The 17,429-nt window shown below is 47.4% G+C and carries 13 protein-coding genes; 10 read left to right on the forward strand and 3 right to left on the reverse strand.

What is annotated here, in order from left to right; genetic code table 11:
* Window positions 1-153 precede the first annotated feature (153 nt).
* From BN3656_RS07900 to BN3656_RS07915, 4 genes are all read left to right on the forward strand, one after another.
* Window positions 154-1,188, forward strand: coding sequence for a transglutaminase domain-containing protein (locus BN3656_RS07900; RefSeq protein ID WP_066546212.1), 1,035 nt, complete (start codon window positions 154-156; stop codon window positions 1,186-1,188).
* A 5-nt stretch (window positions 1,189-1,193) separates the two neighbouring features.
* Entirely contained in the window at window positions 1,194-3,050 is a 1,857-nt protein-coding gene (gene recQ, locus BN3656_RS07905; protein ID WP_066546215.1) for a DNA helicase RecQ, read from the forward strand.
* Window position 3,051: 1 nt separating this feature from the next.
* Window positions 3,052-4,209, forward strand: a complete 1,158-nt coding sequence (gene rsmH, locus BN3656_RS07910; RefSeq protein WP_081422902.1) for a 16S rRNA (cytosine(1402)-N(4))-methyltransferase RsmH — start codon at window positions 3,052-3,054, stop codon at window positions 4,207-4,209.
* A 62-nt stretch (window positions 4,210-4,271) separates the two neighbouring features.
* A complete protein-coding gene (locus BN3656_RS07915) occupies window positions 4,272-5,606 on the forward strand; it encodes a replication-associated recombination protein A (RefSeq protein ID WP_347460822.1) in 1,335 nt (444 codons plus the stop codon).
* Here BN3656_RS07915 and BN3656_RS07920 read toward each other — a convergent pair.
* From BN3656_RS07920 to BN3656_RS07930, 3 genes are read right to left on the reverse strand one after another with little or no spacing between them, the layout of a single operon-like run.
* Window positions 5,603-6,043 carry a MarR family transcriptional regulator gene (locus tag BN3656_RS07920; protein ID WP_066546218.1) on the reverse strand — a complete coding sequence of 147 codons (441 nt, stop codon included), beginning with the start codon at window positions 6,041-6,043 and terminating at the stop codon, window positions 5,603-5,605. The two genes, BN3656_RS07915 and BN3656_RS07920, sit on opposite strands and share 4 nt — an antisense overlap.
* Window positions 6,044-6,061: 18 nt before the next feature.
* Window positions 6,062-7,954: an ABC transporter ATP-binding protein gene (locus BN3656_RS07925; protein WP_066546219.1), complete on the reverse strand. Its 1,893-nt coding sequence runs from the start codon at window positions 7,952-7,954 to the stop codon at window positions 6,062-6,064.
* Window positions 7,954-9,678, reverse strand: coding sequence for an ABC transporter ATP-binding protein (locus tag BN3656_RS07930; RefSeq protein ID WP_066546235.1), 1,725 nt, complete (start codon window positions 9,676-9,678; stop codon window positions 7,954-7,956). The genes BN3656_RS07925 and BN3656_RS07930 overlap by 1 nt, the downstream gene beginning before the upstream one ends.
* Window positions 9,679-9,903: 225 nt before the next feature.
* Between BN3656_RS07930 and BN3656_RS07935 the strand changes: the two genes are divergently transcribed.
* Genes BN3656_RS07935 through ilvD form a run of 6 tightly spaced genes read left to right on the forward strand, consistent with a single transcriptional unit; the run spans window position 9,904 to window position 17,323 of the window.
* Window positions 9,904-12,786 (forward strand): sigma 54-interacting transcriptional regulator, encoded by a 2,883-nt coding sequence (locus BN3656_RS07935; protein ID WP_066546240.1) that lies wholly within the window; start codon window positions 9,904-9,906, stop codon window positions 12,784-12,786.
* 57 nt (window positions 12,787-12,843) lie between these two features.
* Entirely contained in the window at window positions 12,844-13,485 is a 642-nt protein-coding gene (locus tag BN3656_RS07940) for a bifunctional 4-hydroxy-2-oxoglutarate aldolase/2-dehydro-3-deoxy-phosphogluconate aldolase (protein ID WP_066546243.1), read from the forward strand.
* Between the two features lies 1 nt (window position 13,486).
* Window positions 13,487-13,963 (forward strand): PTS sugar transporter subunit IIA, encoded by a 477-nt coding sequence (locus BN3656_RS07945; protein WP_066546246.1) that lies wholly within the window; start codon window positions 13,487-13,489, stop codon window positions 13,961-13,963.
* 3 nt (window positions 13,964-13,966) lie between these two features.
* Window positions 13,967-14,245 carry a PTS sugar transporter subunit IIB gene (locus BN3656_RS07950; RefSeq protein ID WP_066546250.1) on the forward strand — a complete coding sequence of 93 codons (279 nt, stop codon included), beginning with the start codon at window positions 13,967-13,969 and terminating at the stop codon, window positions 14,243-14,245.
* Between the two features lie 46 nt (window positions 14,246-14,291).
* Window positions 14,292-15,653: a PTS transporter subunit IIC gene (locus tag BN3656_RS07955; protein ID WP_066546251.1), complete on the forward strand. Its 1,362-nt coding sequence runs from the start codon at window positions 14,292-14,294 to the stop codon at window positions 15,651-15,653.
* Between the two features lie 32 nt (window positions 15,654-15,685).
* Window positions 15,686-17,323 carry a dihydroxy-acid dehydratase gene (gene ilvD / locus BN3656_RS07960; protein WP_066546255.1) on the forward strand — a complete coding sequence of 546 codons (1,638 nt, stop codon included), beginning with the start codon at window positions 15,686-15,688 and terminating at the stop codon, window positions 17,321-17,323.
* The last annotated feature ends 106 nt before the right edge of the window (window positions 17,324-17,429 follow it).

The following is a 17,429-nucleotide window of genomic DNA, read 5'->3' on the forward strand; positions in this document are numbered from 1 at the left end:
GTTATAATAGGGGTACTGAACTCATTTGACAGGCCGTACGGTAAAATAAGCGGCAAAGGGCTGCAGACCGGTGATGTCATGTCGGCCTGATTCCCCGGCAGGGGGATGACGTTGGACCATTATAAGAACAGAAAGGCCATATAAAACTCGAAAATGGAACCATATTACTACACAAAACTACCCAAACACCATCAGTCCGTCTACCATGCCATTTTCCAGGGGCTTATGAATCTGGAGGATTCCTTTTTAGTCCCCAGAATTGACGGCAGGGAGCTGACAGACCTGTTTTTCCGTCTGCGTCTGGATCATCCGGAGATATTCTGGGCCAGTGGATTTCATTATAAATATTATCAGGATTCGCCCAATCTGATTTTTGAACCGGAGTATCTGTTTGAAAAGGGAAAGATAAAGGAGCATAAAAAGGCACTGGCGTCCCGGGTGGAGAAGCTGATCCGGCCGGCGGCAAAGCTTTCCGAGTGGGAAAAGGAGAAGTATATTCACGATTTTATCTGTGAAAATGTCCGCTACGATAAGCTGAAAAAGGCCTATTCCCATGAGATCATCGGTCCTTTGGGCCAGGGTGTGGGAGTATGTGAGGGGATTGCAAAGGCAGTGAAGGTGCTCTGCGATGGCCTTGGGATCTGGTGCATGATTGCAATCTGCGGAAATAATCCGGAAAAAGGCATCAAGTACCGTCATACCTGGAATATTGTGCAGATCGGAGGCGTGTATTATCATCTGGACACTACCTTTGACAATACGCTGGGAAAGCATAACTGCGCAGAAGGCGGGATCCGGTATGACTATTTTAATCTGGATGACAAGGCAGTATTTCGAGATCATGAGCCGTTAATCGCTCCGGCGCCGTCCTGTACAGACGGGGATCATTTTTATTATAAAGAAAAGAAGCTGTCATTTACAAAGGCAGAGGATGTCTATAAGAGAGCCTGTCAGGCAGCGAAAAAGGGAAAGCCCCTTACTTTTCATTGGAGAGGCGGTTATCTTACCAGGGCTGTGCTGGAGGAACTTTTAGATTTAATGAAAAAAGCAGGAGAAGAACGGGAAAGGACAGCGCGGATTGCGCTTAACTGGCCTCAGGCGGTGATTCGCCTGACCTATGCGGACGGCAGGGCGGAGAGCAGTGTTTCCGTAGACGAGGCTAATGAGGGAGAGCAGGAAGGTACATAACATAAATGACACAACAGGAAATTTTAAAGCATTATTTTGGCTACGACAGCTTCAGGGAAGGGCAGGAGCGTTTAATTGAAGCAATCTTAGAAGGCAGGGACGTATTGGGAATCATGCCTACGGGGGCCGGAAAGTCTCTTTGCTACCAGATTCCTGCCCTTATGATGGACGGGATTACCCTGGTGATCTCGCCTCTTATTTCTCTGATGAAGGATCAGGTGAGCAACTTAAATCAGGCGGGAATCCTGGCAGCTTACTTAAACAGTTCCTTAACCTACGGCCAGTACAGAAAAGCGCTGGAGTTTGCCAGAGCAGGGCGGTATCCTATTATCTATGTGGCTCCGGAGCGGCTGATGACAGAGGAATTTTTACAGTTTGCACTGGATCCTCAGGTAAAGATTGCCATGGTGGCTGTGGATGAAGCCCACTGCGTATCCCAGTGGGGACAGGATTTCAGGCCAAGCTATTTAAAAATCGTGGATTTTATCCGGCAGCTTCCGGTGCGCCCGGTGGTCAGCGCTTTTACAGCTACGGCTACGGCGGAGGTACGGGATGACATCATGGATATTCTGATGCTTCGCCAGCCGGAGATCCTTACCACAGGCTTTGACCGCGGGAACCTGTATTTTGGCGTGCTGTCCCCTAAGGACAAGTATGCGGCTCTGGTGAATTATCTGGAGCGCCATAAGGGGGAAAGCGGTATTATTTACTGTATTACCCGCAAGGTAGTGGAGGAAGTCTGCGCCAACCTGATCCGGGAGGGCTTTCATGTGACACGGTATCACGCAGGGCTTGGCGATGAAGAGCGCAGGCACAATCAGGAGGAGTTTATTTACGATCATTCCCCTATTATGGTGGCGACGAATGCCTTTGGAATGGGCATTGATAAGTCCAATGTGCGCTTTGTGGTTCACTATAATATGCCGAAAAATATGGAATCCTATTATCAGGAGGCGGGACGCGCGGGCCGTGACGGAGAACCGGCGGAGTGTATCCTTCTCTATGGAGGTCAGGATGTGATTACCAATCAGTTTTTTATTGACCATAATCAGGAAAATGATGCCTTAGATCCCATGACGCGGCAGATCGTGATGGAGAGAGACCGGGAGCGCCTGCGGAAAATGACATTTTACTGCTTTACAAATGATTGTCTCAGGGATTATATCCTGCGGTATTTTGGAGAATACGGCAGCAATTACTGTGGAAACTGTTCCAACTGCCTGACTCAGTTTGAAACTGTAGATGTGACGGAGATTGCAGAGACGCTCATCCGCTGTGTGCAGACCAGCGGACAGCGCTATGGGACCAATGTGATTATAGATACGGTTCACGGAGCCAACACGGCAAAGATCCGCAATTACCGCATGGATGGAAATATCTGCTACGGAAAGCTGGCAAAAGTTCCCGTATACAGGCTGCGTCAAGTGATGAACCATCTGCAGCTGTCCGGTTTTCTCACCGTTACCAATGATGAATATGCCATTGTGCATCTTACAGAAAGCTCTGGAAGGATTCTTGCAGGAGAAGAGACGGTTATGATGAAGATGGCAAAGGAGCAGGAGCACACAAAGACCGATACGAGAAGCAGAAAGAAGAAGGCCAAAGGTGTTTCGGCAGGTATGGCAGAGGCAGATATGCCCTTATTTGAGCGGCTCAGGGAGCTCCGCGCCCAGACGGCAAGGGAGGAAAAGGTACCGCCCTATATTGTATTTTCCGATAAGACTCTGGCTCATATGTGCGTTTTAAAGCCTGAGGACAGGGAGGAAATGCTGTCTGTTTCCGGCGTGGGCGAATTTAAGTATGAAAAGTATGGAGAGCGTTTTCTGGCCTGCATCAGAGAATGGAAGGAGAAAGAAGCATAAAATGGATCAGGATAAGAGAAAAGAGATCATAAACAGTTCAGAGACACAGGAGGATTTGGGTGTACGGGAGGATGGCGTACAGGTGACAGGTGTACAGGAGTCCGGTATACAGAGTGAATCCGCCGTTCCTCACAAACGCCGTGTCCGCTACAAGGGTACCCACCCGAGGAAATTTGAGGAAAAGTATAAGGAACATCAGCCGGAAAAGTACCGGGATACCATTGAAAAGGTCATCAGTAAGGGCAGCACTCCTGCAGGTATGCACATTTCCATTATGGTAAATGAAATCCTGGATTTCCTTCAGATCCAGCCGGGACAGACCGGGCTGGACGCTACTTTGGGCTACGGAGGCCACACAGGCCATATGCTGGAGCAGTTAAAGGGACAGGGCCATATGTGGGCTCTGGATGTAGATACCATCGAGATGGAAAAAACCAGAAAGCGGCTGGCAGAAAGGGGATTCGGGCCGGATATTTTAACCATAAAGCATTTAAACTTTGCAAATATTGACCAGGTGGCAGAGGAAGCAGGAGGCTTTGATTTTATACTGGCAGATCTGGGAGTTTCTTCCATGCAGATTGACAACCCGGAGCGGGGCTTTTCCTATAAAACAGACGGTCCTCTGGATCTGCGCCTGGATTCTTCCAGAGGGATGACGGCAGCGGAACGGTTAAAGGAGCTGGACGAGGAGGAACTTGTGGGGATGCTTGTGGAAAACTCGGATGAACCTTATGCGAAAGAAATTGCCAGAAAGGTGATGCGTGAGCTGCGAAATGGAAATGCCGTTGACACAACTACCCGCCTTCGGGAACTGATTGAGGAAGCGCTGGTATTTCTACCGGTGGCTGATCGGAAGGAGGCAGTGAAAAAGTCCTGCCAGAGATGCTTTCAGGCACTGCGTATTGACATTAACAGTGAATTTGAGGTGCTGTATTCCTTTTTGGATAAACTGCCGGGAGCCTTAAAGCCCGGAGGAAGGGCCGCGATTTTAACCTTCCATTCCGGAGAAGACAGACTGGTAAAAAGGGCATTTAAAGACGGAAAGAAAGCAGGGGTTTACAGTGAGATTTCCTCTGATGTGATCCGCCCATCGGCAGAGGAGTGCATAAAGAACGGACGGGCCCGCTCTACCAAGCTCCGCTGGGCGATCCGGGGATAAGGTTTTATACGGATCAATCGACAGTGGGAGGTTTTTGCAGAAGGAGAAGGGAGGCATGCAAAATGGATATGGAACAGCTGTCGCTGTTTGATACGGAACATGTTTACGATCCTCTGGCAAGCCGGATGCGTCCGGAAAATCTGGATGAGTTTGCAGGCCAGACGAATCTTTTGGGAAAGGGGAAGCTTTTGCGCCAGCTCATTGAGCAGGACCGCATCCCGTCTATGATTTTCTGGGGGCCTCCGGGGGTGGGAAAAACCACGCTGGCAGGGATTATTGCAAAGAGAACCCATGCAGAATTTGTGAATTTCAGCGCTGTCACCAGTGGAATCAAGGAAATCCGCGAGGTGATGGCCCAGGCAGAGGGCAGACGGCGCATGGGCGGAAAAACCGTGCTTTTCGTAGACGAGATCCACCGCTTCAACAAGGCACAGCAGGATGCCTTTCTTCCTTTTGTGGAGAAGGGAAGTATTATCCTGATCGGGGCAACCACGGAAAATCCTTCCTTTGAGATCAACAGCGCTCTTTTGTCACGGTGCCGTGTATTTGTCCTTCACAGCCTTTCAAATGAAGAACTGGTGCAGTTGATCCGAAGGGCTCTCACGTCCCCAAAGGGGCTTGGATACCTGGAGGTGGATATAAGCAGTGAGATGATCGAGAAAATTGCTGCCTTTGCAAACGGGGATGCAAGAACTGCCTTAAATGTTCTGGAGATGGCAGTGGCAAATGGGGAAATTACCGGGGAAAAGACCATTGTGACCATGGATACTCTGATGCAGTGTATCGGGAAAAAGAGCCTGCTTTATGATAAAAAGGGAGAAGAGCATTATAATCTGATCTCGGCTCTTCACAAATCCATGCGCAATTCTGACCCGGATGCTGCGGTATACTGGCTGGCCCGGATGCTGGAGGCAGGAGAGGATCCCCTTTACGTGGCAAGAAGGCTGGTTCGGTTTGCCAGCGAGGATATCGGGATGGCAGACAGCAGCGCCCTTCCTCTGGCAGTGGCTGCTTATCAGGCCTGCCATTTTCTGGGAATGCCGGAGTGCAATGTCCATTTAAGTCATGCGGTCATCTACCTGTCCACCGCGCCCAAGAGCAATTCTTCCTATATGGCCTATGAGGCAGCCAAAGAGGATGCAAAGGAGATGCTGGCAGAGCCGGTTCCTCTTGTGATCCGCAATGCGCCTACAGACCTGATGAAGGAGCTGCATTACGGAGACGGCTATGTGTATGCCCATGATACAAAGGAAAAAATCGTGCGGATGCAGTGCCTGCCAGACAGCGTAAAGAACCGTGTCTATTACAGGCCGGGAATTCAGGGGGATGAAAAGGTCATAAAGGACAGAATGGAACGGATCAAACAGTGGAGAAATAAAGGAGTGTCGGAGCATTAAAGCCCCGGACACTCCTTTAAATTTTTCAGGATACGTTCCAGATTTTTTTTAAGAAGCTCTTGTTCTTCCGGATCCATTCCCTCACAGATTACATCATTAAGACGGTCAAAGCCCTGATGAACCTGGGCCGCCTCTTCACGTCCTGCCTTGGTGAGGCAGATGAGAAAGGATCTTCGGCAGTCCGGATCACGTTCCCGTACCAAATATCCGGATTTTTCCAGCTTATCCAGACTCCGGGACATGGTGGTTGTATCCATACGGCAGCGCCCCGCCAGCTCTGTCTGGGTCAGATGGTCTTCCTCCAGAAGGCAGTTTAAAATCCTGGCATGTCCCTGGCCCAAAGTAAGTCCCAGATTCTGTAAAAATGGCTGTACCAGCCGTTTTCGGGCCTTTTCAATCTGTATCATCAGATCTCTTATATCTGTATTTCCATTCATAATAGAGGGTCCTTTCTGTCAATCCAATTCAAATTGTCCGGTATAAAGCTGATAGTACCGTCCCTTCTGTTCCAGCAGCTCGTCGTGATCTCCCCGTTCCATGATTTCCCCGTGCTCTAATACTATGATCGCCTCGCTGCGGCGCACCGTTGAGAGACGATGGGCGATTACAAATACAGTTCTGCCCTCCATCAGGGCGTCCATACCCTGCTCGATGAGCTTTTCTGTACGGGTGTCAATGGAGCTGGTAGCTTCATCCAGAATCAGAACCGGAGGCCGTGAGATGGCGGCCTTGGCAATGGCTAAGAGCTGTCTCTGCCCCTGAGACAGATTGGCACCGTCGCTGTGGAGCACCGTGTCATAGCCCTGGGGCAGACGGCGGATAAAGGAGTGGGCGTTCGCCACCTGGGCAGCGGCCCGTACATCCTCGTCGCTGGCATCCAGACGTCCGTAGCGGATGTTGTCGGCGATAGTGCCTGTAAATAAATGGGTATCCTGGATGACCATGGACATGGAACGGCGCAGATCATCCTTTCGGATTTCCCTTATATCAATGCCGTCATAGGTGATAGAACCGCCATTTATCTCATAAAAACGGTTTACCAGGTTAATAATGGTAGTTTTTCCTGCTCCTGTAGATCCCACAAAGGCGATTTTCTGTCCGGGCTTGGCATACAGGCTGATGCCGTTTAAGATGGTCTTTTCAGGCACATATCCAAAGACAACATCATGGAAACGGACATCTCCTTTCAGGGGAATAAAGGCAAAGCCATCGGAAACAGGAGCATCCAGTCTGGTTCGTTTTACCATTTCCTCAGGAACCTTCCAGGCAAAGCGGCCGGTAAATTCGCTGCATTCCTTAAGCTGTCCCATCGGATTTTCCCGAACCTGGCATAAGCGTACGTTTCCCTCGTCGATTTCCGGTATTTCATCCATCATGTCAAAAATTCGTTCTGCACCCGAAAGGGCAGACAAAAGAAAGTTAATCTGCTGGGTAAACTGGTTCATGGGCATGGCGCTTTGGCGCACATAGACCAGATAGGAGGCCAGTGTTCCCAGATCCGTCAGGCCGGCCAGTGCAAAGAGGCCTCCCACACAGGCAGAAACGGCGTAATTAAAATAGGAAAGGGAAACGATGGTGGGGATCGTCATGCCGGAATAGGCTAAAGCTTTTGTTCCGGCATCCCGGAGGGCTTCATTTCTGCAGCAGAATTCTTCAAAATCCTGAGGCTCATGGTTAAAGACCTTTTCCACCTTCTGGCCTGCCACCATTTCCTCTACAAAGCCGTTGATGCTTCCAAGACACTGCTGCTGCCGGATAAAATATTTCCGGTTGCGGCGGCTGTTGTACCGGATGAACAGGGTCATGCAGGCAAGGAAGAAAATGACGATCAAAGAAAGACGCCAGCTTAAAATAAGGAGCATGGTAATGGTACCGGTAATGGTAATAAAGCTCTGGATCATCATGGCAAAGCTGCCGTTTAAGGCCTCTGTCAGAGTGTCCACGTCATTGGTAAAGCGGCTCATGAGCTCGCCGTGGGTATGGGCGTCAAAGTAGGACAGGGGAAGCTTTTGGGTATGCTCAAACAGATCCGAACGGATTTCGCTTACTACCTGCTGGGACATATGGACCATGAGCTGGTTATAGGCCAGACAGGCTGAGGCGCCGAGTGCATACATAAGCCCCATGAGGGCGATCATGCGGATGAGTCCCGGAATATCTCCGGGGAGAATGTAGTTGTTGATCACAGGCTTTAGAAGGTAGGTACCCATGATATTTGCCATGGCGCTTGCAGCTACTAAAAGGGCAATGGCAAACATATACCATTTGTGGCGTCCCAGATATCCAAACATCTGCCTGATTGCCCGTCTGGTGTTTTTGGGACGGCTGAAATTTGCTATTCTTGCCATTACAGATTCGCTCCTTCCTGCTGTGAATAATAGATTTCCTGATAAATGGAGTTGTGTTTCAAAAGCTCCTCATGGGTTCCGCACCCGGCCAGCCGGCCGTCCTCCAGGATAAAAATCTGGTCTGCGTGGAGTACCGAGGAGATGCGCTGGGCAATGATGATCTTGGTGGTGTCCGGAAGGCTTTTTGCCAGCCCTTCCCGGATCTTTGCCTCAGTGGCAGTATCCACAGCGCTGGTGGAATCGTCCAGGATCAGAACTTTGGGGGCTTTTAAAATAGCTCTGGCAATGCACAGGCGCTGTTTCTGTCCGCCGGACACATTGACGCCTCCCTGGCCCAGCTCGGTTTCGTAGCCCTTTGCCAGCCGTCCGATAAATTCATCCGCACAGGCGATCCGGCAGGCGGCATCAATTTCTTCATCTGTGGCTGTTTCCTTTCCCCATCGCAGGTTATCCTTTACGGTGCCGGAAAAAAGCGTGTTTTTCTGCAGCACCACAGAAATGGAGTCACGCAGCTCTCTGAGAGGATATTCCCATACGGGATGGCCGTCTACCAGCACCGTTCCTTTTGTAGCCTCATAAAGCCTTGGGATCAGCTGTACCAGTGTGCTTTTGGCAGCGCCGGTCTGTCCGATGATCCCCACGGTCTGCCCTGCTTTAATATGCAGGGAAATGTCAGAAAGCACATCCTCAGAGCTTTCCTTATTGTATTTAAATGACACATGGTTAAATTCAATTTCTCCCCGTTCTACCCGGATGTCTGTTGCCCGGTCTTCTTTGATATCAATGTCTTCATGCATCACTTCCATGATCCGGTACCAGGACGCCATGGCTCTCGTAACCATTAAAAACACATTGGAAAACATCATCAGGGAATTTAAAACCTGAAGCACGTAGCTTAAAAAACCGGTCAGTTCGCCAACGCCGATGCCTCCGATGGTAAGGATATTTCCACCGAACCATAGGATGGAAAGAATGGTGCCGTACATTACAAACTGCATGGCAGGCATATTTAAGGCTGCCAGCCGGAAGGCCTGTTCAGAGGCGGTCCGGAGCTCGGTGTTTACCTGCTCGAATTTGGCGGTTTCGTAATCTCCGCGTACATAGGATTTTACTACCCGGATGGCAGTCAGATTTTCCTGGATGATCCGGTTGACCTGATCCATGGCACCCTGCATCCGGGAGTAGAGCGGCCGTACATGGCTGATGATGAAAAACAGCATAATGCCCAAAATAGGGGCAGCCACTAAAAAGACCATAGCCAGCCTGGGATTGATCAGAAAGGAAGCGGTCATGGCTGTGAGCATCATGATAGGGGAGCGCAGTCCCGGCCTCAGTCCTGTAGCGACCGAGTTCTGGATGGCAGTCACATCGCCCGTAAGGCGGGTCACCAGAGAAGAGGTGGTAAAATGGTCGGTGTTTGCAAAGGAAAATTCCTGCAGACGGGCAAACTCCGCCCGGCGCAGTTCGGCTCCCAGCCCATGGCCGAACCGGGCGGAAAAAATGGCAGAACCCTGGCCCAGGATCAGGGCGATCAGAGCAAAAAGGATCATCTGTGCGCCTTTTGCCAGAATATAACGCCGGTCTCCGTTCGCCACGCCTACATCCACGATCGAAGCCATTACAAGAGGGATCACCAGCTCAAAAATGGTTTCTGTGACAATGCAGAACGCAGCCAGAATCCCATCCCGGCGGTAAGGGCGCAGATAAGACATAAATTCTTTCATAAATCGTAAGCCTCCTGTTTATGGGTAATAGCAATAGTTGCATATACAACTATTGTAAGGCTGAGGATGGGAAAGGTCAAGATTATTTGGGAAAGTAAGGAAATATATGAAAGCATAAATGAAATCTAATGTGAAAAAGACCGGGGATATGGTATACTTTTATAAAAGACAGGCGTACAAAGGGCGATAGTGACAGCATAAATTACAGAAGTGGAGAGTTCCAATATGAAAGACAAGATCATTCATCTGATTGCATCAGAAGACAGCAGAAATCCCATGACAGATGAGGAAATAGCGGAGACTTTGGGAATTTTTAGAGAAACAGTTACAAATATAAGAAAAGAGGCAGGACTGGGAGATTCAAGGGAACGAAGAAAAGCGGCAGTGTTTCAGGATATGAAGGAGCTTCTCAATATGGATCCGGATCTTACAGAGCGGGGATTAACACGATGTTTGGCTGAACGGGGGTATGTAATTGGAAAATACGCAGTGGGAAAATTAAAGGAAGAGCTTTTAAAGGAGTGGCAGCCTGAACCGGAATATGGGAAAACAGGAGAAGAAATTCAGGATGGGAGCCGCTTTTTTTCAAAGGTGATCGGTTATGCGGGAAGTATGAAAAGCCAGATCAAGCAGGTACAGGCAGCAATCTTGTATCCGCCTAAAGGTCTTCATTGTCTTCTTTACGGTCCTTCCGGCGTAGGAAAGAGCTATCTGGCAGAAATCATGCATGAATATGCAGTGACAACGGACAATTTTGCTTCGGATGCCCCATATTTTGCATTTAACTGTGCAGATTATGCAGACAATCCCCAGCTTCTTTTGTCACAGCTGTTCGGTTATTCCAAAGGTGCCTTTACAGGTGCATCTGAGAATAAAAAAGGAATCGTGGAACAGTGTGACGGGGGAATCCTCTTTTTGGATGAGGTTCACCGGCTTCCACCAGAAGGACAGGAAATTTTGTTTTATTTGATGGATAAGGGGAAATTCCGCCGCCTGGGAGAGACAGAGGCACAGCGGGAAAGTCATCTGATGATTATTGCAGCAACAACGGAAGATCCAAGAAGCTCCCTGCTTCTTACATTCAGGAGACGTATTCCCATGATGATTGAAATTCCATCCCTGAAAGAACGGCCATTAAAGGAAAAGCTGCAGTTTATCCGTCTGTTTTTCTGGATAGAATCGAGACGTTTGAATGCGCCTGTGCTGGTTCGGGCAGAAGTGATCCGCTATATGGCAGATGAGGAATACCAGGGAAATGTGGGGCAGTTAAAGGCAGATATACAAGTCTGCTGTGCAAGAGCTTTTCTGGACGGCAGAACAAAAAGAAGATCAAAGATGATTGTGGGAATGGAGGCTCTTTCTGGAAACAAAACGGAGCCTATATCTTCTGGAGAACATTCCCGTCTGGCGGAGCTGGTACCGGAAGATGAGATATTTACACCGGATATGCCGGCAGTTACGACAGCTGAAACGGATAATGGCTGGGATATTTACCGTGATCTGGAGGAACGCTACAGTGCTTTGACAAAAGAGGGATTAAAAGAAAATGAAATTGAAGAAAAGCTTTTGAGAGAAATTGAGAGCAGTTTTCAGCTCCATATCCGCCAGGTGGAGGAAGCGAGCTTAAGCCTGGAAGAACTTTCTCACATTACAGGAAGCGACGTAATGGAGATGGCAAAAGAAGTGTATGAACTGGCCAGTCAAAGGCTTCCGTATCTGAAGCGGGAGATGATTATTCCGCTGGCAATCCATCTGAAAATGGCCTGTGAACGGTTAAAACAGCAGGAGCGGATCGTAGAGAAGGGAATTAAGAATCTGGGAGAACTTTACAGGGATGAATATGAGGCTGCAAAAGAAATCCTGAATTATATCTGCAAAAAATACTATGTTTGTTTTTACAAAGAAGAAGCCGGATTTTTAGCAATGTATTTTCACCGCTTTCAGGAAAAGCACAGGAAGGAAGGCTGTGTGGGTGTTGCGGTAGTTTCCCATGGACCTGTAGCCAGCGCCATGGCAGAGGTAGCCAACTCTATTATGGGAGTCAGTCATGCGGTAGGAGTGGATATGGGGATCAAAGATACGCCGGTTCAGATGGCGGAACGAACAATGGAAGCCGTGCGCCGGATCGACCAGGGAAAAGGCGTTTTGATTCTGGCGGATATGGGTTCCCTTTTAGATATGGAAGAAAAGGTGAAAAAGGAAACAGGAATTACTGTAAAAATTGTAGGAAGAACGGATACAATGATGGTTATTGAAGCAATCCGAAGAACCTACTGGACAGATGAAAGCTTGGAAACAATTGCAAAGGTACTTGACTGGAAGCAGTTCTCACCTGCAAAGCGTCAGACGCGTAAACCCAGAGAAAAAGCAGTTCTCTGTTTGTGTATTACGGGCGAGGGAGCTGCCAGAATGTTAAAGAGCTATCTGGAAGAGCGTTTAAAAAGCACTCTGGGGAACGTGAGGATCATTACAAAAGGATATATTGAAAATACGGATATTACAGAGCTGATCCGCGCATCCGAAGAAGAATATGAAATTTTAGCCATTGCGGGAACCATTGACCCAAAGCAGACGCAGTACCCGTTTTTATCGGTTTCAGAAATTTATGCAAAAGAGGGAATCAGGACACTGCGTCAGATTTTGAAACGCCATTTCTTCAAAGAGCAGAATTGCCTTCAGGATGTGATTTTTAGAGATCTCATTTTTATACAGGAAGATTTTGCTTACAAGGAGCAGATTTTAGATCAGTGTGTGGAAGCAATGACTGAAAAGGGATTGGTTCAGTCGGAGTTTCTTTTAAGCGTTTATAAAAGAGAGGGCATGATGCCTACATTTTTGAAGGGAGGGATCGCAATTCCCCACGGTGCGGGAAATCTGGTTACAAAACCAGTCATATGCATTACAAAATTGGACAAACCCATTGTCTGGGATGGATTTAATACGGTAGATCTTGTATGTGTTCTGGCTTTAAATGAAAAATCGACAAAATATTTTGAGCAGTTTTATCAGGTTATTTCTGATGAAATCATGGTTTCCAGAATACGCTCATGCCATACCCCAGATGAGATATATGGAATTTTGTGTAATTATACAAAAACAGTCAAATAAGTTGGCATCATTCTTGCTCATATATAAGGTATAACGAGCAGGAAAGGAGCTGATTAAATGAAAGTAAATGATTTTCCCAAAGTAACTGTTATCTTAAGAGGCTATACCTACGATCAAATACATACCGTTGTAAAAAATCTGATAGGGACAGAGCTTAAGGCGGTTGAAATTACCATGAACACGCCTGGAGCTTTGGAAACGATTCGGAAAATCCGTGAGGAATTTGGAGATTCCATTCTGGTAGGAGCTGGAACGGTTCTTACATACACGGAAGCGCAGCAGGCAATTGATGCAGGTGCAGCCTTTTTACTTTCTCCAACTGTATTTGATAAGGAAATACTGGATTTGTGCAGAGAAAGAGGTGTTATATCAGTTCCGGGAGCATTCTCACCATCGGAAATATGGAAAAGCATTCAGGATGGAGCAGATATCGTAAAGGTATTCCCGGCAGGACGACTGGGAAGCAGGTTCTTTTCAGATATCCAGGCGCCTCTTGGCAGACTGCCTCTGATGGCAGTAGGAGGAGTAAATGTGGAAAATCTGGAAGAATTTTTTAATGCAGGAGCATCATTTGCGGGAATCGCTTCCGGTATTTTTAACCGTCAGGATATCATTGAGCAGAGAGAAGAACACTTAAGAACATCAATCAGGGAAGCAGAAAAGAAAATCAGGCAGTTAAGGGAAGCACAGGAGGAATGAAATGAGTGCAATTATATTTGATGAATCGTTTATTTTAAGATTCGACACCCATTTAACGAATACAGAGGTATTATCGGCTATGGCCGATAATCTCTGCAAAAGGGGAATTGTAAAAGAAACATATAAAAAGGCAATTTTAGACCGGGAACAGGAGTTTCCAACAGGGCTTAATACAGGGGGAATTAACGTGGCAATTCCTCATGCAGATATCAGCCATGTAAATAAAGCGGCAATCTGCGTCGGTATTTTAAAGGAGCCCGCAGCCTTTCATGCAATGGATGAGCCGGATTATGATGTTCCGGTAAAGCTGGTTATTATGCTGGCTCTTACAGAAGCTCACGGACATATTGAAATGCTTCAGAAGATCGTTGGCCTGATTCAGGATCAGGCAGCAGTAAAAGAGATTACAGAAACAGATGATTCAGAAAAAGCAGGAGAGTTGATCAGCAGATTTTTATTAGAGGAAAAGGAGAATTAAGAGATGAAGAGAATATTAGTGGCATGTGGAAATGGGATCGCAACATCAACCGTAGTAGCAACAAAGATCCGTGAGAAATGTGAGGAAAACGGCATTGCTGTTACAGTCACACAGTGTAAGCTTTTAGAGGTAAATGCCAAGGCAGATAATTTTGACCTTTTAGTAACAACAGGAAAGTTCACAGGAGGAAATGTAAATATTCCCGTTGTAGGCGCTATTTCTTTATTAACGGGAATCGGAGAAGAGGAAACTCTGGATCAAATTCTTGACTATGTTCGATAAAAAACATACTGGGGAGTATTACAGATAGAAAAAGAGGAATGCAGTTATGCAGATTATTTACAATATATTTAATGTGATTCTGGATGCAGGGGCGGTTGTAATGCTGCCGATTATCATCACAATCGTAGGACTGATTTTTCAGGTAAAATTATCAAAAGCGTTCCGTTCTGGTTTGACAATCGGAATTGGTTTTGCAGGCATCAATCTGGTTATCAATATGCTAAAAAGCAATCTGGGTCCTGCTGCTCAGGCAATGGTAGAAAATTTCGGCATTAAGCTGGATATCCTGGATGTGGGATGGGGAGCGATCGCGGCAGTTACATGGTCTTCTCCGATTATTGCAATTTTAATTTTCTGTATTCTGGCTACCAATATCATTATGCTGGCATTAAAGGCTACAGATACGTTGGATGTAGATATCTGGAACTACCACCACATGGCGATTGTGGGAATCATGGTTTATTTTGTGACAAAAAATGTGGCTTTGGGAATTGCTGCTACCGTTGTAATGGCTATCGTCACATTTAAAATGTCCGACTGGACTGCACCTTTAGTAGAAGAATATTTCGGGATTCCCGGAGTGTCCCTTCCAACTATGTCTGCATTGTCATCCATCGTAATTGCAGCACCGTTAAACTGGATTTTAGACCGGATTCCCGGAATCAATAAAATTGATTTTGAGATTAAGGACGCCCAGAAATACCTTGGCTTTTTCGGTGAGCCAACCATGATGGGCCTGATTTTAGGCTGTATCATCGGTGTACTTGCAAAATATAATCTTGCCTCCATCCTTTCTCTGGGCGTAAATATGGCGGCTGTTATGGTTCTCATTCCAAAGATGACTTCTCTGTTTATGGAAGGACTTATGCCGATTTCAGCGGCAGCCAAAAACTTTACGCAGAAGAAATTTAAGGGAAGAAAGTTCCTCATTGGTCTGGATGCTGCTGTTGTAGTAGGAAATCCGGATGTAATTACAACTTCCTTAATCGTGATTCCGATGACTATTTTAATGGCAGCCGTTCTTCCGGGCAACCGTGTTCTTCCTTTTGCGGATCTGGCTGTGGTGACATTCCGTGTAGCCCTTGTTGTAGCTGTCACAAGAGGAAATCTTTTCAAAAATATCATTATGGGCCTTGTCTGTACGGGAGCTATCCTGCTTGCAGGAACAGCAACTGCACCGGTTTTAACTGAGCTGGCTCTCAGCGTGGGACTTGATCTTGGAGAAGGACTGATTACGTCCTTTGCTGCAACCAGCCTGACTGTAAGCTTTCTTGTCTACAAAGCATTTATCAGCAATTTGTATATCAGTGTTCCTCTTCTTGTGCTTGTTGTGGGAGGTACCTGGATGGTTATGAGCCGTATCAATAAAAAGAAAGCAGAGATGGCAGCACAGGGAGAACAGGCCTGAATATCACAATAAAAACAGGGAGGAAATAAGTAATGCAGAGAGCCATTGACCGATTAGAGCCATTTCAGCGGGCCATATCAAAAGCACATTTAGCAGCAGCCGGTGTTTCTGTTGATGCGCTGGAAAAAAAACCGCTGATTGCCATTGCAAACAGCTGGAATGAGATCTGTCCGGGACATGAACCATTAAAGAAGCTGGCAGAAGAGGTAAAAAAAGGGATTTTAGAGGCTGGGGGAGAGCCTGTAGAATTTAATACAATTGCGATGTGCGACGGGATTGCGCAGGGACATTCAGGGATGCGTTACTGTCTGCCCCACAGAGAGATTGTTACAGATTCCATTGAAGCAATGGTAGTAGGAGAAGGAGTGTTTGACGGTGTTGTTTACATGGCGTCCTGTGACAAAATCATACCAGCCATGCTGAATGCAGCGGCACGTATTGATCTTCCGTCCGTGATCGTTACCGCAGGCCCCTGTTTTGCTCAAATAAAACCCAATGAGTCAAAGGAATTAAGACAGCGCTTCTTAAGGGGAGAGATTACGGAACGCCAGCTCATCGAGGGAACGCTGAAATATTATACAGGGCCGGGAGTCTGCCCATTCCTGGGAACTGCCAATACAATGGGGGCTCTGTGTGAATCTCTGGGAATGATGCTTCCCGGAAGCAGCCTGATTCCATCCAGTACCAGCATGAGAAGATTTTCAGCCAGAGAATCAGGAAGTACGGTTATGAAGCTGGTAGAACAGCAGATACGTCCTTCACAGATTATAACAAAAGAAGCTCTGGAAAACACCGTGACGCTTTTAAGCGCAATCGGCGGATCCTTAAATGCCATGATTCATCTTCCGGCTCTGGCAGCAGAACTGGGGCTGGAGCTGGATTGGGATGATATAGCAAAGATCACTTCCAAAACACCGGTGCTTTGCGGAATCGTCCCAAATGGGAATCTGACAGCTGTAGATCTTCACTATGCAGGAGGAATACCAGCTGTTATGAAGGAACTGCGGGACAAACTTCACGGGGAGTGCCTGAATGTGTGCGGCCTGTCCTTAGGAGAGATTCTGGAGCAGACCAAGGACGGAGACAGAACCGTGATCCATACGGCCGGAGAACCCTTGGAAAAGGCAAATGGAATCCAGGTTTTATATGGAAATCTGGCGCCTCAGGGAGCTTTGGTAAAAACATCGGCTGTGCCTGAAAATGTAAGGGTATTTGAAGGCACTGCGAAGGTCTTTGATGGAGAGGATGCCTGTTATGCTGCATTCAGAGATCATGCTATCCATGAGGGAGATGCGGTGATCGTGCGTTATGAGGGCCCCAAGGGAGGCCCTGGAATGAAGGAACTGCATCGAATTACGGAGATTATAAAGGGAATCCCCCGGACAGCTGTGATCACGGACGGACGTTTTTCCGGAGCGAGCGGAGGCTTAAGCATCGGCTATCTCTGTCCGGAGGCAGAGGAAGGAGGTCCAATCGCTCTTGTAAAGAATGGTGACAGGATTCAGGTGGATTTATATAAGGGAATGATTCATTTGGATGTTTCTGACGAAGAGCTGATTTCGCGCCGCAATGCATGGGAGCATGGCGAAAAGAAAAAAGAAAAGGGCCTTCTTGGAAGATATGCAGCAATGGTGGGAAATGCAAGGCAGGGAGCCACATTTCATATTTAAAAACTAGCTGTTTCGAGCAGAGACTTATAAAAAATGCCGCAGCCTGTAAGCGATTCCGATGGGAATCCTACAGGCTGCGGCTCTTTTGTATCTCACCTTTCCCCTC

It is taken from the genome of Clostridium sp. AT4, assembly GCF_001517625.2.
Taxonomy (GTDB): domain Bacteria; phylum Bacillota; class Clostridia; order Lachnospirales; family Lachnospiraceae; genus Enterocloster.

Excerpts from the sequence above, each read along its gene's own strand:
- BN3656_RS07955 (WP_066546251.1), top strand. The coding sequence starts at position 14,292 with ATGCAGATTATTTACAATATATTTAATGTGATTCTGGATGCAGGGGCG.
- BN3656_RS07950 (WP_066546250.1), top strand. The coding sequence starts at position 13,967 with ATGAAGAGAATATTAGTGGCATGTGGAAATGGGATCGCAACATCAACC.
- BN3656_RS07935 (WP_066546240.1), top strand. The coding sequence starts at position 9,904 with ATGAAAGACAAGATCATTCATCTGATTGCATCAGAAGACAGCAGAAAT.
- BN3656_RS07900 (WP_066546212.1), top strand. The coding sequence starts at position 154 with ATGGAACCATATTACTACACAAAACTACCCAAACACCATCAGTCCGTC.
- BN3656_RS07915 (WP_347460822.1), top strand. The coding sequence starts at position 4,272 with ATGGATATGGAACAGCTGTCGCTGTTTGATACGGAACATGTTTACGAT.
- BN3656_RS07945 (WP_066546246.1), top strand. The coding sequence starts at position 13,487 with ATGAGTGCAATTATATTTGATGAATCGTTTATTTTAAGATTCGACACC.
- BN3656_RS07925 (WP_066546219.1), bottom strand. The coding sequence starts at position 7,954 with ATGGCAAGAATAGCAAATTTCAGCCGTCCCAAAAACACCAGACGGGCA.
- recQ (WP_066546215.1), top strand. The coding sequence starts at position 1,194 with ATGACACAACAGGAAATTTTAAAGCATTATTTTGGCTACGACAGCTTC.
- rsmH (WP_081422902.1), top strand. The coding sequence starts at position 3,052 with ATGGATCAGGATAAGAGAAAAGAGATCATAAACAGTTCAGAGACACAG.
- ilvD (WP_066546255.1), top strand. The coding sequence starts at position 15,686 with ATGCAGAGAGCCATTGACCGATTAGAGCCATTTCAGCGGGCCATATCA.
- BN3656_RS07930 (WP_066546235.1), bottom strand. The coding sequence starts at position 9,678 with ATGAAAGAATTTATGTCTTATCTGCGCCCTTACCGCCGGGATGGGATT.
- BN3656_RS07920 (WP_066546218.1), bottom strand. The coding sequence starts at position 6,043 with ATGAATGGAAATACAGATATAAGAGATCTGATGATACAGATTGAAAAG.
- BN3656_RS07940 (WP_066546243.1), top strand. The coding sequence starts at position 12,844 with ATGAAAGTAAATGATTTTCCCAAAGTAACTGTTATCTTAAGAGGCTAT.